The sequence below is a fragment of the Brachybacterium sp. ACRRE genome, assembly GCF_022346485.1.
GTDB classification, from domain to species: Bacteria; Actinomycetota; Actinomycetes; order Actinomycetales; family Dermabacteraceae; genus Brachybacterium; species Brachybacterium halotolerans.
On record NZ_JAKRMO010000074.1, the window covers coordinates 1 to 18,397 of the forward strand.

At 71.5% G+C, this 18,397-nt stretch carries 18 protein-coding genes; 8 read left to right on the forward strand and 10 right to left on the reverse strand.

Going from position 1 to position 18,397, the window contains the following annotated elements; all coding sequences use genetic code 11:
- Positions 1–671, forward strand: a 671-nt coding sequence (larB, locus tag MHY49_RS16695; protein WP_239206020.1) for a nickel pincer cofactor biosynthesis protein LarB, incomplete at its 5' end; no start/stop codon positions are given.
- Positions 672–1,334: 663 nt separating this feature from the next.
- Entirely contained in the window at positions 1,335–2,804 is a 1,470-nt protein-coding gene (locus MHY49_RS16700) for a glycoside-pentoside-hexuronide (GPH):cation symporter (RefSeq protein ID WP_239206022.1), read from the forward strand.
- 93 nt (positions 2,805–2,897) lie between these two features.
- Here MHY49_RS16700 and MHY49_RS16705 read toward each other — a convergent pair whose 3' ends face one another.
- The gene (locus MHY49_RS16705) at positions 2,898–3,599 is read right to left on the reverse strand and encodes a WYL domain-containing protein (RefSeq protein ID WP_239206024.1); all 702 of its coding nucleotides are present in this window, start codon (positions 3,597–3,599) and stop codon (positions 2,898–2,900) included.
- Between the two features lie 118 nt (positions 3,600–3,717).
- Here MHY49_RS16705 and MHY49_RS16710 point away from each other — a divergent pair, with 118 nt between their 5' ends.
- Positions 3,718–4,074 (forward strand): nuclear transport factor 2 family protein, encoded by a 357-nt coding sequence (locus MHY49_RS16710; RefSeq protein ID WP_239206026.1) that lies wholly within the window; start codon positions 3,718–3,720, stop codon positions 4,072–4,074.
- Positions 4,075–4,220: 146 nt separating this feature from the next.
- Positions 4,221–5,264, forward strand: a complete 1,044-nt coding sequence (locus MHY49_RS16715) for a LacI family DNA-binding transcriptional regulator (protein ID WP_239206028.1) — start codon at positions 4,221–4,223, stop codon at positions 5,262–5,264.
- A gap of 203 nt (positions 5,265–5,467) precedes the next feature.
- On the opposite strand, the gene MHY49_RS16720 is transcribed toward MHY49_RS16715, so the two are convergent.
- From MHY49_RS16720 to MHY49_RS16735, 4 genes are all read right to left on the reverse strand, one after another.
- Positions 5,468–6,442 carry a hypothetical protein gene (locus MHY49_RS16720; protein ID WP_239206030.1) on the reverse strand — a complete coding sequence of 325 codons (975 nt, stop codon included), beginning with the start codon at positions 6,440–6,442 and terminating at the stop codon, positions 5,468–5,470.
- A 23-nt stretch (positions 6,443–6,465) separates the two neighbouring features.
- The gene (locus MHY49_RS16725) at positions 6,466–7,698 is read right to left on the reverse strand and encodes a GDSL-type esterase/lipase family protein (protein ID WP_239206032.1); all 1,233 of its coding nucleotides are present in this window, start codon (positions 7,696–7,698) and stop codon (positions 6,466–6,468) included.
- A gap of 124 nt (positions 7,699–7,822) precedes the next feature.
- A complete protein-coding gene (locus tag MHY49_RS16730) occupies positions 7,823–8,812 on the reverse strand; it encodes an N-acetyltransferase (protein ID WP_239206034.1) in 990 nt (329 codons plus the stop codon).
- Positions 8,813–8,913: 101 nt separating this feature from the next.
- On the reverse strand, positions 8,914–9,762 hold the full coding sequence (locus MHY49_RS16735; RefSeq protein WP_239206036.1) for an NAD(P)H-dependent oxidoreductase: 849 nt from the start codon (positions 9,760–9,762) through the stop codon (positions 8,914–8,916).
- Positions 9,763–9,949: 187 nt separating this feature from the next.
- Here MHY49_RS16735 and MHY49_RS16740 point away from each other — a divergent pair, with 187 nt between their 5' ends.
- On the forward strand, positions 9,950–10,285 hold the full coding sequence (locus tag MHY49_RS16740; RefSeq protein WP_239206038.1) for a helix-turn-helix domain-containing protein: 336 nt from the start codon (positions 9,950–9,952) through the stop codon (positions 10,283–10,285).
- Here the strand turns inward: MHY49_RS16740 and MHY49_RS19420 are convergent.
- The 3 genes from MHY49_RS19420 to MHY49_RS16750 form a co-directional block, all read right to left on the reverse strand.
- On the reverse strand, positions 10,273–10,776 hold the full coding sequence (locus MHY49_RS19420) for an isoprenylcysteine carboxylmethyltransferase family protein (RefSeq protein WP_370646200.1): 504 nt from the start codon (positions 10,774–10,776) through the stop codon (positions 10,273–10,275). The genes MHY49_RS16740 and MHY49_RS19420 overlap by 13 nt on opposite strands.
- Positions 10,728–11,222, reverse strand: coding sequence for a hypothetical protein (locus MHY49_RS19425; protein WP_370646201.1), 495 nt, complete (start codon positions 11,220–11,222; stop codon positions 10,728–10,730). Before MHY49_RS19425 ends, MHY49_RS19420 begins: the two co-directional genes overlap by 49 nt.
- Before the next feature lie 87 nt (positions 11,223–11,309).
- Positions 11,310–12,800 carry a gluconokinase gene (locus MHY49_RS16750; RefSeq protein ID WP_239206040.1) on the reverse strand — a complete coding sequence of 497 codons (1,491 nt, stop codon included), beginning with the start codon at positions 12,798–12,800 and terminating at the stop codon, positions 11,310–11,312.
- Between the two features lie 250 nt (positions 12,801–13,050).
- On the opposite strand from MHY49_RS16750, the gene MHY49_RS16755 reads away from it, so the two are divergent.
- From MHY49_RS16755 to MHY49_RS16765, 3 genes are read left to right on the forward strand one after another with little or no spacing between them, the layout of a single operon-like run.
- On the forward strand, positions 13,051–14,349 hold the full coding sequence (locus tag MHY49_RS16755) for an MFS transporter (protein ID WP_239206042.1): 1,299 nt from the start codon (positions 13,051–13,053) through the stop codon (positions 14,347–14,349).
- Between the two features lies 1 nt (position 14,350).
- Positions 14,351–15,781 carry a sulfatase-like hydrolase/transferase gene (locus MHY49_RS16760; protein WP_239206044.1) on the forward strand — a complete coding sequence of 477 codons (1,431 nt, stop codon included), beginning with the start codon at positions 14,351–14,353 and terminating at the stop codon, positions 15,779–15,781.
- A gap of 47 nt (positions 15,782–15,828) precedes the next feature.
- A complete protein-coding gene (locus tag MHY49_RS16765; protein ID WP_239206046.1) occupies positions 15,829–16,581 on the forward strand; it encodes a FadR/GntR family transcriptional regulator in 753 nt (250 codons plus the stop codon).
- 20 nt (positions 16,582–16,601) lie between these two features.
- On the opposite strand, the gene MHY49_RS16770 is transcribed toward MHY49_RS16765, so the two are convergent.
- Positions 16,602–17,162, reverse strand: coding sequence for a hypothetical protein (locus tag MHY49_RS16770; RefSeq protein WP_239206048.1), 561 nt, complete (start codon positions 17,160–17,162; stop codon positions 16,602–16,604).
- A gap of 55 nt (positions 17,163–17,217) precedes the next feature.
- Positions 17,218–18,195 carry a LysR family transcriptional regulator gene (locus MHY49_RS16775; RefSeq protein WP_239206050.1) on the reverse strand — a complete coding sequence of 326 codons (978 nt, stop codon included), beginning with the start codon at positions 18,193–18,195 and terminating at the stop codon, positions 17,218–17,220.
- Between the last annotated feature and the right edge of the window lie 202 nt (positions 18,196–18,397).

Consider the following 18,397-nt stretch of genomic DNA (forward strand, 5'->3'; position numbering starts at 1 on the left):
CCGCCCCTCCATCGGGCGCCGTTCCCCCGTCGGCCCCCGATGGAGGGGCGGTGCCCGATGGGGGAATGGCGCCCGATGGGGGAGCCGCGACCGAAGGGCGCACCGGATCGGTGGGCCCGATCCTCTTCACGCGGGCCGACGAGGACCGGGCTCGCGCCGTCCTCGCGGCTCTCCCCGACGCCCATCACGATCCCGAGGCGCGCCTGCTCGCGTGGCCTCCCCAGCCGCCCGCCCCGAGCGGGGGCCTGGTGATCGTCGCCTGCGCCGGCACGAGCGACCTGCCCGTCGCCCGCGAAGCGCTGCTCACCGCGCAGCACCTGGGGCGACCCGCCCGACTCATCGCCGACATCGGCATCGCCGGCCTCCACCGTCTGCAGGCCCGCCTCCCCGAGCTGCGCGAGGCGGCGTGCGTCGTCGTCGCCGCAGGCATGGACGGGGCGCTCCCCACCGTCGTCGCAGGCCAGATCGCCGCCCCAGTGGTCGCACTGCCCACCTCCGTGGGCTACGGCGTGGCGGCGGGCGGCGTCACGGCGGCCCTCACTATGCTCTCCGGCTGCGCCCCGGGCATCGGCGTGGTCAACATCGACAACGGCTACGGCGCCGGGCATCTCGCCGCCCAGATCGCGCGCTGGGCGCCCGAGCCGGGCACCGATCCCGATCCCCGCGACTGAGCACGTCGCCGACTCGCCGACGGTGTCGAGGGTCCGTCATCGGCAGATGGTCCTTCGCCGGCAGATGGTCATCGGTCGGCCGCCCGGCTGAGCTGTCGTCCACCGGCGTATACGAGACATCTCTGCCATATATGGCAGAGAGGTCCCGTATACGCCCTCGCACGACACAGCCCCCTGCAACGCCGACCGTCGCACAGTCGCACGGGCCTGCCGTCGCGCCGTGCCCGCCGTCGCACCGGGCCCGCCGTCGCACCGTGCCCGCCGTCGCACCGTGGCCGTCGGTCGCACCGCTGCCGTCGGCCTCCTCACTGCCGCCGGCAGTGTCGGCCTCCTCGTCGGCCTCCTCACTGCCTCCGCGGAGCAGGTCGCCCACGTCCCCTCCCCTGTGAGCCGAGTCTCGTTACCGGCCGGTCGGGTGATTCCTGCGCCGCCCCTCTGACCAGCGCCGCGACCCGGCGACGTGGCAACTCATGGCACAGCATGGGGTCGAAGGGTGCAGTGGAGCACACACTCGGGCGTGGTCCTGCGCCGACGGGCGGGTTCCGGACGGTGAGCCATCGACGTGCTCCCGAGGACAGCATTCCGTGGAGCAGGACCCCGCGGCGTCCGACGCCGCCACCCCGCGCACCGCAGCACGAGCGGCACCGCATCGAAGGAGATGACATGACACAGCCACAGCCCGCCGGTCCCGGCGATCCGTCGCCCGAGGCGCTGCGCGCCGCCCGGCCCGATCCGCGCGCCGCCATGGAGCGGCTGTCGTTCCGCAAGGTCTTCGCGTACGGCGCGGGCGACGCCGGGTGCAACACGGCCTTCGCCTTCGCCGGCAACTTCCTGCCCCTGTACTTCATCACCGTGCTGGGCCTGCCCGCCGGCGTCGTCGCGACGATCTCCCTGGTCGTGCTGATCTGGGACGCCTTCGCCGACGTCATCGCCGGGCGCATCGTCGACTCCACGATGACCCGCTGGGGCAAGTTCCGCCCGTTCATCCTGTTCGGCAGCCTGCCGCTGATGATCATGACGGTGCTGCTGTTCACGATCCCCCACATGGGCAGCCAGGGCCTGACCGCCGTGGTCGCCGCCGTCATCTACGCGGTGTGGGGCTTCGTCTACTCGATGGTGAACATCCCCTACGGCTCGCTCGCCCCCGCGATCACCCAGGTCGCCGAGGACCGCGGCAAGCTCGGCGCCGCCCGCACCTACGGCGGCCAGATCATCACCCTGCTGCTCGTGCTCGTGATCTCCCCGCAGATCAACCAGCACCAGGGCGACGCCGACGCCCTCCAGCACTCCATCACCGTGAGCGCCCTGGGCTTCCTGGTCCTCGGCATGGCGCTGTTCATGATCACCTTCTTCGGAGTGCGCGAGCGCGTGTTCCGCGAGACCCCCAAGCTCACCGTCCGTCAGTCCCTGCGCGTCATCCGCACCAACCGGCCGCTCGCCTTCCTGTGCGCCTCGAGCGTGATCTTCCTGGGCGGGATGTACGGGATGCAGGCGGTCGCCGCCTTCTTCACCACCTTCGTGCTGGGCGACGCGACCCTGTTCATCTGGCTGACCCTCGCGGGCGTCGTCGCGAACCTCGTCGTCGCGCCGTTCGCCCCGAAGATCATCGGCAGCATCGGCAAGCGCCGCGGCTACCTGGTGGGCTGCGCGGCCTTCGTGGTCGGCGGCATCATCATGCTGCTGCTGGGCCACGTGTTCGCCTTCGCGCTGCTGGGCTACTTCCTCATCAACCTGGGCGTCGGTCTGAACAACACCCTGATGTGGGCCCTCGAGGGCGACACCGTCGAGTACGGCGAGTGGAAGAACGACGACCGCGCCGAGGGCGCGACCTACTCGCTGTTCTCCTTCGCCCGCAAGATGAGCCAGGCCGTGGGCCGCTACCTCGCCCTGAGCTTCATCGCCCTGTTCGGCTTCATGTCCGGGTCCGACGCCGTCGCCACCGCCACGAACTCCTCGGACCACGTGCGCCTGGGCCTGTCGCTGGTCATGGGCGGTCTGCCGATCCTCATGGGCATCCTCGCCGCGATCGTCATGCGGTTCTACCCGATCGACGAGAAGACCTTCCGCACCATGGTCGAGGAGCTTCACGAGCGCCGCGAGGCCGAGGGCGCGGGAACCGGGGCCGGCGCCTGAGGTCGGTCCGGCCTCGGCTCCCCCTCCGTGCCGCTACGGCGCGGCCGCCAGGAACTCGCGCCTCTACGGCGCGGCGGCCAGGAACTCGTGCCCCTACGGCGCAGCCACCAGGAAGTCCCAGCGGGAGAGGTCGCTCGCGAGGGGGTCGGGGTCGCGCACGGGCGGACGCTCGGACGTCTGCCGGATCGCGGTGATCGCGTCGGTGCGGAACCCGCGCACGCCGTCCCGCAGCCGGCACCAGCCGACGAGGATCCAGTTGCCGCGCACCAGGATCATCCCCAGCGGCTCGACCGAGCGCTCGGTGCACGCGCCCGTGCGAGGGTCGCGGTAGGCGAGCTCGACCACCCGCGGCTCGACGAGTACCTCGCGGACGACGCGGGCGACCTCGTCCTCCGTCGGCCCGTCGGGAGCCATGAGCGCCACGCGCCCGGCGAACGCACGCCCCTGCGCACGCTGCTGCGGACTCATCGCGGCGAGCACCTTGTCCCGCACCCGGCCGGCGTCCCGGGCGAGCGGGGAGCCGTCCATGACGCCGAGCCCGGCGAGCACGGCGAGGGCCTCCGCCGGCGTGATCGCCAGGGGCGGCAGGGAGAAGTCCCGGCCGATCGCGAAGCCTCCCGTGCGCCCCGGGACCCCGTAGATCGGGACGCCCGCCTCCTGCAGCGCCCGGATGTCACGCTCGATCGTGCGGGTGGAGACCTCGAAGCGGTCGGCGAGGCGCGGCACGGAGATCGGCTGCTCGGCCCGGGCGCGCAGCAGGTCCACGAGGGCACGGTGGCGGTCGCTGCGCTTCACGGGCCCCACGGTAATCGCGCAGCGGACGAATCCGGTCGGAAACACCGACACACAGCTGTCGTCGGTGCCCTGTTCCCTGGAGTCTCCCTGCAGATGACGATGCATTCCAGGAGGAGCCATGACCGACACTCCCAGTCCCCGCGACCTCGCCGGGACGTACTTCGACTGCTGGCGCCGCCGCGACTTCGCGGAGCTGGCCCCGCACCTCGCGGACGACGTCGCCTTCGACGGTCCGCTCGCCTCGCTCCGCGGCCGGGAGGACTGCCTCGAGGGGCTCGTCGGCCTCGCCCGGGCCACCACGCATCTCGAGGTGGAGCGGCGACTGGCCGACGAGGAGGACGTGATGACCTGGTTCTCGCTCGGTGTGGGCGACTCCGAGCCGACGCCGGTGGTCAACTGGTGCCACGTCGAGGGCGGTCGCATCCGCGCCATCCGGGTCACCTTCGACCCCCGGGGGATCCTCGCGGCGGGGTGAGAGCTCGGCCGATGCCTCGACACCGGACCGTCTCCGCCTCGAGATCCGGCCCGAGCCCCGCGCCCCGTCGTCCGTCGGCCCCGTCTCCCGGGCTACCCTTGAGGCCTGCCGCTGGTCGGCCGACGGAGTCCCCTGGGAGGCGCACGATGACGCAGAAGGAGCACGTCACCATCTATGACGTGGCCCGTGAGGTGGGCTGTGCCCCGAGCACGGTCTCGCGCGCCTTCTCGCGGCCCGGCCGGGTCAGCGCCGCCACCCACGCGAAGGTCATGGATGCCGCGCGGCGCCTCGGCTACCGCACGGACGCCCCCGACCAGCAGGAGCGCCAGGGCAGGCAGGGTCGCCTGGGCGTCGCCGCGCCCGACCTCTCGAACCCGTACTTCGCCGAGGTCCTCTCGGGCATGCAGGAGGCGGCGCACTCAGCGGAGTACCTGCCGATCCTGCTGGACTCCGGCGAGGACGAGGAGCGCGAGCGCATCTCCCTCGAACGCTCCCTCGAGGTCGTCGACGGCATCGTGCTCACCGGCACGCGTCTCTCGGACGCGACGCTGCTGCAGCTGGCGAAGAGGGTGCCGATCGTGGTGCTGAACCGTCACGTGGCGGGCCTGGACTCGATCACCCCGGACTACGAGCACGGCATGAACCAGGCGATGACCCACCTGGAGTCCCACCGGGTGCGCACCGTGACCTACGTGGCCGGGCCCGCGAACTCGTGGTCCGACGGGGAGCGCTGGCGCTCGGCCCGCACCACGGGCGCGAGCCACGGGATCCGCGTGCACCGCATCGGCCCGTTCCCGCCCACCTCCCGCGGCGGGGAGGACGCCTTCGCCGAGCTCATCGAGTCCACCCGCGGCGCGGGCGACCCCCTGCCCGACGCCGTGATCTGCTACAACGACCTTCAGGCGCTCGGCCTGCTGGTCGCGGCGCTGCGCAGCGGCATCCGGGTCCCCCAGGAGCTGCAGGTCATCGGGCACGACGACATCCCGCTCGCGCGGCTCGTCGGATCGGGCCTGACCACCGTGGCCGCGCCCAAGCGCGAGCAGGGGCGGGTGGCCGTGGACCGCATCGTGCGCCGCATCCGCCAGCCCTCCAGCGTGAAGGGCCCCGTCGAGGGCGCGCTGCCGGTGCGCCTCGTGGTGCGCGGCAGCACGGGCGGGCGCGAGGGCACTGCCCCGCACGACAAGCGCTGAAAGGTTCGCCGGACGGCCGTCGAGCTCCTCGAACGGTACGAAACGGTTGCCAAAAGACTTCTTGGGAGCCGTTTCGTACCGTTCGGCAGCAAGACCGGACCGACAATTGGACGAGGCCGCGGATGGGGCGGCCGGATGGGAAAGCGTCGAACCCGGGGGCGGCGAACCCGGGGGCCGACGAGCGGCGAGAGCCTCGGCCGTCCTCAGGGCAGCAGTGCGTGCACCCAGGGCGTCTGGGCGGGCACCAGCTCGCGAGGGACGGGTCGGGGTGAGGGGCCGCCGGGCACGGGGATCGCGGTGATCGCCATCCAGTCCCTGCCATCCGAGGGCGCCAGTCCCGGAACCTCGCGCATCATCGCCCACTCCTCGCGCATCGTGAGGTGGGAGTCGATGAGCAGCTCGTCGCCGTCGGCGCTCGCCTCGATGAGCGCGGCCAGGCACGCCTCCTTGTCGGCGCGCGAGCTCGGGCCGACGTAGGGGCGCGAGAGGAGGGAGACCCCGGGTGCCCCGCCCTCGTCGTCGTCGGCCGGCCACACGAGGACGGCGGCGACGAGCCGGCCGTCCCGTCGCAGTGCTCGGCTGAGGCCGCGGTCCCAGGTGGACGGGGACCGGGGATCGTGGTCCTCGCCGAGCTCGGCGAGCAGGGACTCGCGCGGCGCGGTCGGGGACCAGGACGCGTGCTGGTCGATGTAGTGGTCGACCTCGAGCGCGAGGAGGTCGCCCGGCTCCTCGGCGAGCGCGGGGTCGATCTCCGCGGAGCCGACCGGACCGTGCTGCGCCGCCCAGGCCCGCATCTCGGGACCGACGACGTAGCGCCACGGGGGCGTGACCTGCACGACGATCCCGCCGAAGCGGGCCGCGAGCTGCTGGTCGTCGACCTGGTGCTCATAGATCTTCATGCGGGGAGGCGCCGTCGAGGCGTCGACCTGCGCGCGCAGCAGCGCATCGTCCACGCCCTGTCCTCGCAGGTCAGGTGCGACCTCGAGCAGCATGACGCGTGACTCCGGGTGCACCGTGTTGTCGACGGCGCGGCAGTGGCCGACGATGCGCTCGCCTGCGCCGGTGGCCGCGGCCGCGACGAAGGAGCGCCGGTTGCCGCCCGGTCGCCAGCGGTCCTCGATCAGATCGGGGAAGGCGTCGGAGAAGGCGGCGACGTCCTCGGTCGTCGCGGGGCGCACGCGGATCTCCGTCGGGCCGCCGTTCACGCCGGTGCCCCGTGCTGGGCGAACACTCCGCCGTCGGCGAAGACGCGCTCGACGAACCGCTCGGCGATGCGGGCATGCGCCTCGGGGCCGGGGTGGAGCGCATCGGGCAGCGGCAGCTCCGCCTCGTCCTGGGCGCCGTAGAGGTCGAGGCCGTCGATGTGGTGCAGCTGCGGATCCTCGCGCGCTGCGCAGACCTCCGCGAGCGCCTCGCGGACGGCGGGCAGATCGAGCCGTCCGGGGGAGGTGCCGGCCGGATCGCCGGTGGCCATGAAGCGGATCTCCCCGCGCGCGAGGGCCTGCGGATCCACGGCGCTGGGCCCGGTGACCCCCTCGAAGAGTCCGCAGTGCAGCGGTGAGATCAGCACGATCTGGGTGTTCGGATGGCCCTGCCGGATCGTGTCGAGGAAGCCGTGCACGGCGGGGACGAGCGCCCGGCGACGCATGATGTCCCCGCCGACCACGTTGATGCCCAGCTTGAGGCTGATGATGTCGGCCGGAGCCTCCCGGATGACCTGCGCGACGGGGGCATCGATCATCGCGCTCCCGCCGAAGCCGAGGTTCCGCAGGTCCGCACCTGCGGCGCGCGCGGCACGCACCGGCCAGGTCCCCAGCGGGGTCGCGGCGTTCGAGCCGTGGCTGATGGAGCTCCCGTGGTGCACCCAGCGCGTCCCCGAGGGGGCGACGTGACGCACGAGCGGCCGACCGGTGCCCACGTCGGAAGCGCCCGCGTCGCGGGCACCCGCGGAGGAGCTGTCCGCGGCGTGGGAGTCGAGCTCCGCGCGCAGGGACTCCAGCAGGACGTCCTCGCTGTAGGGCAGCCACAGCTCCACGCGGTGAGTGCCCGTCGGGAGCTCGATGCGAGAGGTGTGCGCGGGGCCGGGGCTGGACGACGTCTCCCCTGTATAGGGGTCATTGATGATCAGAGCGCCGCCGGTGAGGACGTCGTGGGCGACCGTCTCGCCGTCGATGACGACGTCGAGCACACCGCGCGGGCGCTGGGCCGTGGGGAACGCCGCGCGGGCGCTGCGCATCGTGAGCTCGAGGGCTCGGGCGTCGGTGTCCAGCACGAGACGCACGCCCGCGGCCTGCTGCTCCATGGCCATCAGTCTGGGCTCGGGCCAGAGCCGCCGCAGCCAGGAGGGCAGGCGGTGGATGCGCACTCCCTGGGCGGTCCGCTCGAGGTCCGCGTGGCCGTGGACGAGCGGCTCGGTGATGTCGATCGTGTGCACCTGGTCAGCCTGTCACGGCTCGTCGGCGTGCGCAGGGCCTTCGTCGGGACCGATGAACGGACCCCTCGGGCCCCTCGGAGGACGGGCTTCTCGGGCCCCTCAGAAGGCGGGCCCTTCCGGCCCCTCAGAACTTGCGCTGCATGTCGGCCACCTCGGCGTCGGCACGGAAGCCGGCCGAGAGGTACGTGGGCACCGCGCCCGAGAGGGAGCTCGGCGTGCACACGAGCGCGCTCGAGGCGCCCATCGCCCGCAGCGCATGGACGGCGGAGAGCGTGATCCCCCGGCCGAACCCGCGCCCCCGGTGGTCGGGATGCACGGCGACGGGCTCGAGCAGGCCGGGCCGGCCGGGGCCCGCCGACCAGACCGTCGCGATCGCGACCGCCGCATCGTCGTCATCGCGGCCGAGCAGCGTGAGCGACGAGCTCGCGAGCGGGGTCGCGGCCATCACGGTCCAGTCCCGGGCGCGGCGGCGCAGCTCGGCGGGCGAGGGGTCGCGGCGTCGGAACGCGGAGAAGTGGACGCGCGCCCACTCCTCGACGGGGGAGAGTCGCGCGGGCAGGCCCTGATCGGTCGACGGGGCGTCGGCCGGATCCGAGGGATCGAGGTCAGGATCGTCCTCCGGGAAGTCCGGGGCGGACTGCGGGTCGACGACGTCGGCGGAGGCCAGCGCATCGCTCATGTCCGGCATCGGGCCCAGATCCAGGCGGAGCGGCGTCCAGAGCTCGCCCTCCTCCCAGGCGTCGGCCGCGAGAGTGCGCCGGAGCGCGGCCGCGCCACGTGCCTCGACCGCACCCGGGCCAGCGTCGAGGATGCAGTGCGACGGATCGGCCAGATCGCTCGAGATCCGTCGGGCCAGGGCCTCGTCGTCCTCTGCGCCGGGGGCGAAGGCCAGGCGCAGCAGGTCCGGGCCGTCGAGCAGCCCGATCGCGACCGGCACGTCGTCCAGCTCCCACACGCGGGTCGCCGCGGCGGTCGCCGGCAGCCCCCTCATACTGTGCCATCCCAGGTCACCGGGGTGAAGCTGCAGCGGTGCGTCGTCCCGCTGCCAGGTGGCGAGGGCGTCGGCGGCGAGGAGCAGCTCGGGGACGCTGGGGGCGCGCAGTGTCGGGTCCATGGCACAAGCACACCGCGTCCGGGCTCGTCTGGCAATCGGAGGGTCGGGGAATCTGTCTGGGGGTGCCGGATCGCATCTCGCCGGAAGGAACGTCTGTCCGATCACGTGCGCACGTGCACGCCGAGTCCCGTCTCGCCGGGGCGCACGTCATCGGCGAGCTCCCACTCATCGGTGTACTCGCCCGTGAACTGCGGGCGGTAGGGGATCGGGTCGTCGGTGAAGAGCCCGCCGAGGCGGGCGAGCAGGTCCGCGCGAGCATCGGCGTCGTCCTCGATACGGTCGGCGCTGGGCAGCGCCCACGGCGGCAGCACGCTCATGCCGGTGTAGGCGAGTGTGCCGTGGAGCAGCCCGAACAGCAGCTGCGTGATCTCGCCGGACTTTCCGCGAGGCCCGATCGCACGCGGACGGTCGCCGAGGGTGACCGCGACAAGGGCCCGCTTGCCCGAGAACGGACCCTGCTCGAAACGCAGTCGCCGGCTGGTCGACGGGTCGGTGCCGAAGGCGAAACCGCTGATCAGCACCCGGTCGAACCAGCCCTTGAGGATCGCGGGCATCCCGTACCACCACAGGGGGAATTGGATGATGAGCGCGTCGGCCGCACGCAGCTTCTCCTGCTCGCGCCGCGTGTCGGGCGGAACAGCGCCTTCGACGAAGGCACGCCGGGTGTCGTCGCTGACCCGGAAGCGGGGCAGCTCGGTGGGGCCGGCGTCTGACCTTCCCGCGTCCCACGGGCTCAGCACCGGATCCCAGCCCATCTCGTAGAGGTCGGAGCAGAGGACCTCGTGGCCGGCGGACTGGAGGTGGGCGATGCCGGCGCGGCGCAGCGCACCGTTCAGCGAGCGAGGTTCGGGGTGAGCGCTCAGCCAGAGGATCGTGCGGGGTGGCGCCGACGTGTGAGGGTCCGCCGGACGGGTCTCGCCGGCGCCGCTGTTCGACAGATGAGGCTGCATGTCCACCATGCTGAGAGACTGGAGAGGATCATGGAAGTACGGACATTTCTGTCGCCGTCGATGACCAGGGAAGTCGTCTCGTGCGGCGTTCGCTGCTGACTGCTCGGCTTTCGGTCCGCGGACGCGAGCCGCGGTTCTCGGGCCGCGTCGGATGCGCAGCCGCGGCGGCAGGAGAGAGGGTGATCCGATGCGTCTTCCCGTGCAGCGCGCCATGCAGGTGTGCCCTGTGGAGGTCGCCGTCTCGGTGCTCGGCGGTACGTGGAAACTGACTCTCGTCAAGCACTTGCTGGACGGCCGGCGGCGTTTCAACGAGCTGGGCCGCCTGGTGCCTCTCGCGAACACGAAGACCCTCACCCGGCAGCTGCGGGAGCTCGAGGAGGACGGCATCGTGCGCCGCACCGTGCACGACCGGGTGCCGCCGCACGTCGACTACGCCCTCACCGACCTGGGCCGGAGCCTGGCTCCGATCGTCGGCGCGATGGACGCCTGGGGCGCGAGCTTCGCGGAGGGTCAGGGCCCGTGAGCCCGGTCGTGCGAGATCGGCACCGGCGGCAGCCGCGGCACCCAGCAGCGCACCTGCTTGCGGTACGTCTCGTACTCGGCGCCGAAGCGGCCCGCGAGATCGTCCTCCTCGGGCGGGCGCACGAACAGGTGCCAGAGCACGGCTCCGGCGAGCGAATAGGCCAGGACCAGCCACGATGTTCCGATGATGCCCACGGCCAGACCCTGCGCGATACCGGCGACGGCCATGGGATTGCGGACCCGGCGGTACGGGCCGGCGACCACCAGGCGATGAGGCATCGCCGAGGGCAGGGGAGTGCCGCGACCGATCCGCGTCATCGTGATCGCGGACCAGGCTCCGAGGGCGCTCGCCGCGATCAGCAGCACGACCCCGAGCACGGCGCATGCGACGGAGGCCGTGCCGTGGACGGGCAGGGCGACGCCCCAGCGCCGCTCGAGCGCGATCACCGGGAGCGGGATGACCACCAGGAACAGGGCCCAGAAGAGCACCATCTGGGATCCGGTCGCGGCGAACAGCGCCCGGACGATCCGCGGCGGGCGGGGCGGAACGCGAGCGGTCCGACGAGGAAGCGCTCGACCGGGATGCGTCCGAGGATCACGAGCAGGGCGGCCGCGACGGACCCGCACGAGGCGGCGATCATCACCACCGCGCCCCAGCCGGCCTGCCCGGAGGCGGTCGCGAGGACGGCCATCCACACGGTGACCAGCACCGTCCAGGTCGTCGTGAGCGCCGCCGACCAGCGCAGCCCGACCGCGGCGAGCGCCGAGGCGACGACGAACAGCGGCAGGTCGAGCGCGGCCATGATCACGGGATCGATCGGCCCGAGCGTCGCCTCGCGCACAGGGTCCGCGGTGAACACGAGGATCCACCAGATCGCTCCGCCGAAGGCCTGCACGGCGAAGTACGCCTTACCGGCGGCGCGGTCGAGGATCCTCATGATGCGGGCAGGATAGCCGGACGCGGACTGTCGGGCTCACCCGCGGGTCGCCCCGCCCGCCACGCGCCGCGCCGCGCCGCCTGAGGCTCAGGCGACGTCGGCGAGGATCTCGAAGCGCGCGAGGCGCTCGCGGTAGTAGTCGGCGTGCGCGGCGACGGGCTCGATCGTGCTGCGCACCGGGATCGGCGCGCGCTCGGCGTCGGGCACGGTCTGCTCGAGGGCGAGCAGGGCGGCGCCGCGCATGGTGGAGCGGGAGATCGCGACGTGGTCGATGGGGGTCTGCAGGGCGTCGGCCAGCAGGTGCAGCCAGGCCGGAGCGTTCTCCGTCATGCCGCCGGAGAGCACGATCCGCTGCGGGGCGCCGCCGACCTCGCGCAGCTGGTCGGCGATGCGCAGGTAGGACAGGGCGAGGCCCTCGAAGCAGCCGCGCAGCAGGTCCTCGGCGGTGGTGGAGGCGGAGACGTTCGCAAGGACCGCCCGGGCGCTGTCGCGCCACTTGGTGCCGCGCTCGCCGGAGAGGAACGGCACCACCAGCGGGTTCCCGGCCTGCGGGGCCGCGCCGAGCAGGGACTCGGTGTCGATCTGGGAGACGTCCTCCGGGATCGCGAAGCGGGTGCGGGCGAAGTCGAGGACGCGGCCGGCGTCGCTCATCGCGGAGCCGACGAGGGTGCGGCGCGCATCGACGCGGTAGGCCCAGAGCCCGCCGGGCAGGGTGCCGGTCCCGGTGTCGAGCAGCTGACGGATCGCGCCGGAGGTGGCGGTGGAGATCCCCCAGGTGCCGGGGCCGACGGCACCGATCCCGAGGTTCGCGGTCAGGCCGTCGCCGACCACGGGGATCCAGGTGGCGTCGGCGAGCGCGGGGATCCGCTGCGCGAGCGGGCTGCCCGCGACCGGCTGCCCCTGGGAGGGGTCGCGCGGGGCCCCGAGCAGGTCCGCGGAGACCCCGGCCGCCTCCAGCAGCTCGGGCACGTACTCGCCGGTGCGGCGGTCGATCATCCCGCCCCAGGCTGCCGACGCGGTCCCCAGCACGCCCTCGCCCAGCAGCTTCAGGGCGACGTACTCGCCGAGCGCCATGAACGAGCTCGCGCGGGAGAAGACGTCGGGGTGCTCCTCGCGCAGCCAGCGCAGGCGCGGCGTGTTGTACGAGGAGTGCAGGCGGGAGCCGGTGCGGTCGTGCAGAGCGACGGCGTCGAGCTCCTCGCGCAGGGCGGTGACCTGGTCGCGGCAGCGGGTGTCCGCGTACGTGATGCACGGGGTCAGGGCGGCACCGGAGGCGTCGACCGCCACCAGGGAGGAGGCGAAGGTGTCGACGCCGATGCCGACGACGGGCCCGGGCAGGGCGCCGTCGAGGACGGTCTCCATGGCCACGCACAGCTCCTCGACGATCTGGTCGGCGTCGATCGTGGAGGTGCCGTCGGCGGCGGTGGTGAACGCGTGCTCGACCTTGTGGTGGCGCGTGCCGACCTCGCGTCCCGAGGCGTCGTAGACGGCGGCGCGGCTGCCGCCGGAGCCGACGTCGAGTCCGACGACGAAGGGGCCGACGGCGTCGTCGGTCGGGATCGAGAAGCGCGGGGTCACAGGTCCTCCAGCAGGTGGGCGGCGGTGCGGTCCAGGATAGTGACCGCTTGCGCAGGCGGGGGTCGGCGGCCGCCTGTTGCCGCGGGACACATGCAGGATGACCGATTGCCGAGCGGTGCTCGCTCGCTCGACGCACGTTAGCCCAACTTCTCTGATCTCTGATAACTTGCTCTACGACATGCCACCCGCAAGCAGCGGTGGGCGAAGTGGTCGCTGATCCGATGATGCGCCCGGCTCGAAGGAGAACCGCGTGGAACAAACAGTCACACATAAGGTCGCCCTGCGGATCATTCCGCTCCTCGTGGTGTGCTACCTGGTCTCGTTCATCGACAAGACGAATATCGGGATCGCCCAGCTGGGCATGCAGGGCGCGCTGGGCCTGAGCGATGCCGCATTCGGGTTCGGTGCGGGGATCTTCTTCGTGGGCTACTTCCTCTTCGAGGTGCCGAGCAACATGGCGCTCGCCCGCTTCGGCGCTCGGCTGTGGATCGCGAGGATCATGATCACCTGGGGGATCATCGTCATCGCTACGGCGATGGTTCAGGGGGTCGTCAGCTTCAACATTGCGCGATTCCTGCTCGGTGCCGCAGAGGCGGGCTTCTACCCCGGGGCTCTCTACTACCTCTCGACATGGGTGCCGGAGAAGCATCGTGCGAAGTACATCGGGCTCTTCCTGTTGGCGAACCCCGTGTCGACGGTGGTCGGAGCGCCGGCGATGGGTGCACTGCTCGAGATGCACGGACTCTGGGGCATCGAAGGCTGGCAGTGGGTTTTCATCGTCACCGGACTTCCCGCGGTGCTGCTGGCCGTGCTCGTCATCTGGAAGCTGCCCGATCGACCGGAGCGAGCCGCGTGGTTGAACGCCGACGAAAAGCGGTGGCTCCTCGACACCTTGGCGGAGGAACGGGCGAAAGCCCCTGTGAGGCACTCGAACCCTTGGAAGTCGCTCCTCGATCCGAAGGTGCTGTTCCTCGCCGTATGGTTCGCTGCGTTCCCGACAGCGGCGTACGGACTTCGGCTCTGGCTGCCCACGCTCATCGAGTCCTTCGGAGTGAGCGCGCTCGTGAACGGTCTGTTGAACGCCATCCCCTTCGCGTTCGGAGCGCTCGCGCTCGTCATCGTGCCGCGGCTGGCCGTACGCAGCGGGCACAGCTATCGCTGGATAGCGATCACCACCTCCACCGCTGCCGTGGGCCTCGTGCTCACCGTCGTGACGGGGAATCTCGCGCTCGAGCTCGTGTTCCTCTGCGTCGCTGCGATCGGGATGTTCGGCGGCCAGCCGGTCTTCTGGTCACTGCCCTCGAAGCTGCTGGTCGGCGCGAATGCGGCGGCCGGACTCGCGCTCGTCAACTCCGTGGGGAACCTGGGCGGGTTCGTGGGCCCCTATGCCGTGGGTGCCATCCGCCAGGCGACGGGGAGCCTGAGTGCTTCGATGCTGTTCCTCGCACTGGTGATGGTCGCTGCTGCCGTGCTCGCAGGAGTCGGTTCACGGGTCCTCAAGCAGCGCGGCACCGAGCACCTCGATTCGACCGAACACGTGAAGGCCTGAGATGAACCACCCGAACGTCCTCCTCATCACCGTCGACCATTGGTTCGGGCGCCTGCTCGGCTGCGCCGGACATCCCGTGATCAAGACGCCGACGCTCGACTCGCTCGCAGCGGCGGGAGTCCGGTACGAGCGCGCCTACTCGGAGTCGCCGGTGTGCGTGCCCGCGCGCCGCTCGATCATGACGGGCACCCCTCCCCGTGATCACGGCGACCGCATCTTCCAACAGGATCTGCCGATGCCTGCCCTCCCTACACTCGCCCAGACGTTCAGGGATGCGGGGTATCAGGCTTACGCCGTGGGCAAGCTGCACGTCTTCCCCCAGCGCAGCAGGATCGGCTTCGACGACGTGATCCTCAGCGAGGAGGGGCGATCCCAATGGGGCGTCGCCGACGACTACGAAAGGTACGTGGCGGCCCACGGCTACGCGGGCCAGGCATTCGCTCACGGGATGAGCAACAACCAATACACGGTGCGGCCGTGGCACCTTCCCGAGAACATGCATGTCACCCATTGGGCAGCGCAGCAGATGTCCGAGATGATCATCCGGCGAGATCCGACCCGGCCGGCCTTCTGGTACCTCTCCTTCACCGCACCGCATCCGCCGCTCGTGCCCCCGGCGGAATACCTCGAGATGTACTCGCTCGACGAGATCGACGAACCACGTCGGGGGGAGTGGACCCACGAGGAGGATCGGCGTCCTGTTCAGCTGCGCCGCCGGCAGCACGAGGACTCGCCGATCGGTCTCCATGACGTCGACCTTCGGGCGGCCAAACGCGCCTTCTACGCGCAGTGCACGTATGTCGACCACCAGTTGCGTGTCGTGATCGGAACGCTCCGGGAGCAGGGGCTTCTCGACGACACCGTCATCATGTTCACTTCGGACCACGGGGACATGCTCGGGGACCACGACCTCTGGGCCAAGCGGACGTTCTACGAGAAGTCGGCGAACGTTCCGATGATCGTGGTTCCTGCTGCTGCCGATGCGCGCCTTGAGCCGGGTTCGGTGTCGAAGACCCTGATGGGCCTGCAGGACGTGATGCCGACCCTGCTCGACCTCGCCGGGGTGCGGATTCCGGGCAGCGTGCGTGGGTGCTCAGTCCTGGGCGTCGGGCGCACCGAGCTGCACGGCGAGTACGGGGAGGGCCCGGAGGCTACTCGCATGGCGCATGACGGGCGTCTGAAGCTCATCTACTACCCGATGGGCGACGTGCGTCAGCTGTTCGACGTCGTCGAGGATCCATGGGACGAGCACGACCTGGCAGGCTTGCCCGAATATGCCGATGACCTCGAACGGTTGTCGAGGTCGATCGCCGAGAACGCCTACGGCGAGGACTTCGCGTGGACAGATGGGAAGCGCCTGATCGGCCTGGAAGAGGACATCGCGTCCTGGCCCGTCGACAGGGGATTGTCGCAGCAGCGCGGGCTACACTGACCGGCGCAAGCAGCGGATGCTGCGACGTCCGTCTCTAGGAGCTCCGTGTGACCGATCCCGAGCTGATCGCGCTGGAGCCGGCTCCGTCCAAGACGGAGCAGGTGGTGGCGGTGCTCCTGGAACGTGCGGCGAGGGGGCAGCTTCCTCCCGGGGGCCAGCTCCCGCAGGAGGGCGTGCTCGCTGCACAACTGGGCATATCTCGCCTCACGCTTCGCGAGGCGATGCGGACTCTCCAAAATCTTGGTGTTCTCCGGGTTGAGCGGGGGCGCGGCACGTTCGTCACCGAACGCTCGGAATGGACGCGTATGGACCCGGCGGTGCTCGGCGCTCTCCTCGAGGCGGGCGAGGGCCGCGACGTGTTGAAGGAACTCACCGAGCTCCGTCGGATCGTGGAGACCGGAGCCGCCAGGCTCGCGGCCGCTCGGCACACCGAGGACGACATGATCGCACTCTCTGATGCTCTCGCCGAGATGGAGAGCGCTGCTCTCGAGCAGGACGTGGTGGCGTTTGCCGCGGCAGACGTCGCATTCCATGACGTTGTGCTCGCTGCGGCAGGGAACGCACTGGTCAGCAACCTCTTCGATTCCATGCACTCGGCGATGCAACGGATCCGGGAAGAGACGACGCGCCTGACCATCGGATCCCTCGCGGCCGTGGAGGTGCACCGGAAGGTGTTGGAGGGGATCCGTTCAGGTGATCCCGAAACGGCCACACGGGCGATGAGCGCGCACTTCGACAACACCGACAGGTTCGTCGACCAGGCGATCAGCGCCGACGAAGGAGCGCGCTCCCGCGGCTGATCGAGACCGCGCGCCCCGGCTCACGCCTCCGGCGGCTCCCCGTCCGGGTGCCCGAACTCCTCGGCGTAGCGCGCCCGCAGCTCCTCCCAGCCGTGGTCCGTGGCGTCCATGCCCACGATGCGCTCCTGGTCGAGGCCGCTGAGCTGGGCGTCGAGCACTGCGAGGCACACCTGCCAGCCGGCGGCGAAGTACTGGGCCTGCTGCACGTCGGGCAGGCCCACCTGGATGTCCAGTCGGCCCTCCTCGATCATCCAGCCCATGGTGGCGTCGCCCCAGCGGTGGGTGAGGGCGTGCTGGCCGGCGGTCGCGAGGACGTCGGCGGCGACCGGGTCCTCGTCGGGCGTCTCGCGGCTGAGCGCCGGTCCCACCTCGGTGAGCGGACGGTCGGGGACGACGGGGGACCAGCGGGCGAGCTGCTCGGGATCGGTGATCGCCCGCCACAGCTGCTCCTCGGTGCCTGCGATGTCGACCTCGAGGATCAGGGTGTCGTCGGCGATCTCGGCGCGGACGGGCAGGTCGCGGATGCGGGCATCGATGTCCACGGGGTGCGCTCCCTCGGTGCCGGTGCTGTCGCTGCTCATGGGGCCTCCTCACGGCGGATCCGCGCCGGCGTCGGCGCGGGCTCCTCGGATCATCTCACCCGGCGACCGGGGCGGCCGAGGTGCGGGGTGCGGTGGCCGCGGTCTGCGGCGGCCCTCCCAGGAGGGTGATCCCGGGGATGCGCTCGGCGTGGTCGGCGGCGATCGCCCACAGGCGCTGCACCATGAACTGCACGGCAGGGTTCTTCGCGGAGGACCGCCTCACCCACACCTGCAGGCTGCGGCGCGGCGCCGGGGAGCGCAGCGGGAGGACGACGACGCCGGGGGGCGGGTTCTGCTCCAGGAGCGAGGGCTGCACGCTCACGAAGCCCCCGGAGGCGATGAAGCCCAGTACGGCGGAGTAGTCGGGCGGATTGACCTCGACCCGCGGGGAGAATCCGGCGGCGTGGCAGGCCGAGAGGATCCTGGCGAACCAGGTGGAGTCCAGGGGGTCGTCCGTGGCCCACGGGATCTCGGCGAGATCCGAGAGCGCCACGCTGTCGTGGGAGGCCAGAGGGTGGCTCGAGGGCACGACGGCGACGTACGACTCCTCGAGGAGGTCGCAGCACTGCCAGTCGGCCCCCGGCTCCGCGTCGATGTCGTCCGCGATCAGCACGTCCCCGCGCAGGTCGAGCTCGCTCACCGAGCAGTCCCGGTGCAGGAGGGTGAGGGAGAGGTCGGGGAAGGCCTCGCGCACGTCCTGCGCCAGGCGCGGGACCCAGGTGGCGGCGACCGAGGTCATGTAGGCGAACGTGAGGGTCCCGGAGCGTCCCTCCCGCAGGTTCGCGGCCAGCCGCTGCACGTCGTCGAGGGCGTCCAGGGCGGTGCCCGCGGCTCGCGCGATCTCCGCGCCCGCGGGGGTGATCTCGATGCCGCGGCCCGAGCGCTCCACCAGGTCGACGCCGGTCTCCCGGCGCAGCGCGGAGAGCTGCTGGCTCACGGCCGACGGCGTGTATCCGAGCGCCTCGGCGCTCGCGCGGATGCTGCCGGTCGCGGCGACGGAGCGCAGCACGCGGAGTTTCACGGGATCGAGCATGGGGCCACCCTACGACCGATCAGAAGTGCTGAACAATGGGGTAGGAATGTTCGCTTGTCCTTCCGTATCGTCGGCCGCAGGATCGAGACATGAGCACACTCGTCATGGGCCTGGCCCTCATCCTTCTCATCGCCGCCGTCTCCGTCGCCCTGGGGGCCGCGATCCGCGTGGTCCTCGGAGTCCTCCTCCCCGCTCCCCCGCC

Excerpts from the sequence above, each read along its gene's own strand:
- MHY49_RS16740 (WP_239206038.1), top strand. The coding sequence starts at position 9,950 with ATGCGTCTTCCCGTGCAGCGCGCCATGCAGGTGTGCCCTGTGGAGGTC.
- MHY49_RS16730 (WP_239206034.1), bottom strand. The coding sequence starts at position 8,812 with ATGGACCCGACACTGCGCGCCCCCAGCGTCCCCGAGCTGCTCCTCGCC.
- MHY49_RS16700 (WP_239206022.1), top strand. The coding sequence starts at position 1,335 with ATGACACAGCCACAGCCCGCCGGTCCCGGCGATCCGTCGCCCGAGGCG.
- MHY49_RS16760 (WP_239206044.1), top strand. The coding sequence starts at position 14,351 with ATGAACCACCCGAACGTCCTCCTCATCACCGTCGACCATTGGTTCGGG.
- MHY49_RS16710 (WP_239206026.1), top strand. The coding sequence starts at position 3,718 with ATGACCGACACTCCCAGTCCCCGCGACCTCGCCGGGACGTACTTCGAC.
- MHY49_RS16735 (WP_239206036.1), bottom strand. The coding sequence starts at position 9,762 with ATGCAGCCTCATCTGTCGAACAGCGGCGCCGGCGAGACCCGTCCGGCG.
- MHY49_RS19425 (WP_370646201.1), bottom strand. The coding sequence starts at position 11,222 with ATGAGGATCCTCGACCGCGCCGCCGGTAAGGCGTACTTCGCCGTGCAG.
- MHY49_RS16775 (WP_239206050.1), bottom strand. The coding sequence starts at position 18,195 with ATGCTCGATCCCGTGAAACTCCGCGTGCTGCGCTCCGTCGCCGCGACC.
- MHY49_RS19420 (WP_370646200.1), bottom strand. The coding sequence starts at position 10,776 with ATGGTGCTCTTCTGGGCCCTGTTCCTGGTGGTCATCCCGCTCCCGGTG.
- MHY49_RS16715 (WP_239206028.1), top strand. The coding sequence starts at position 4,221 with ATGACGCAGAAGGAGCACGTCACCATCTATGACGTGGCCCGTGAGGTG.
- MHY49_RS16770 (WP_239206048.1), bottom strand. The coding sequence starts at position 17,162 with ATGAGCAGCGACAGCACCGGCACCGAGGGAGCGCACCCCGTGGACATC.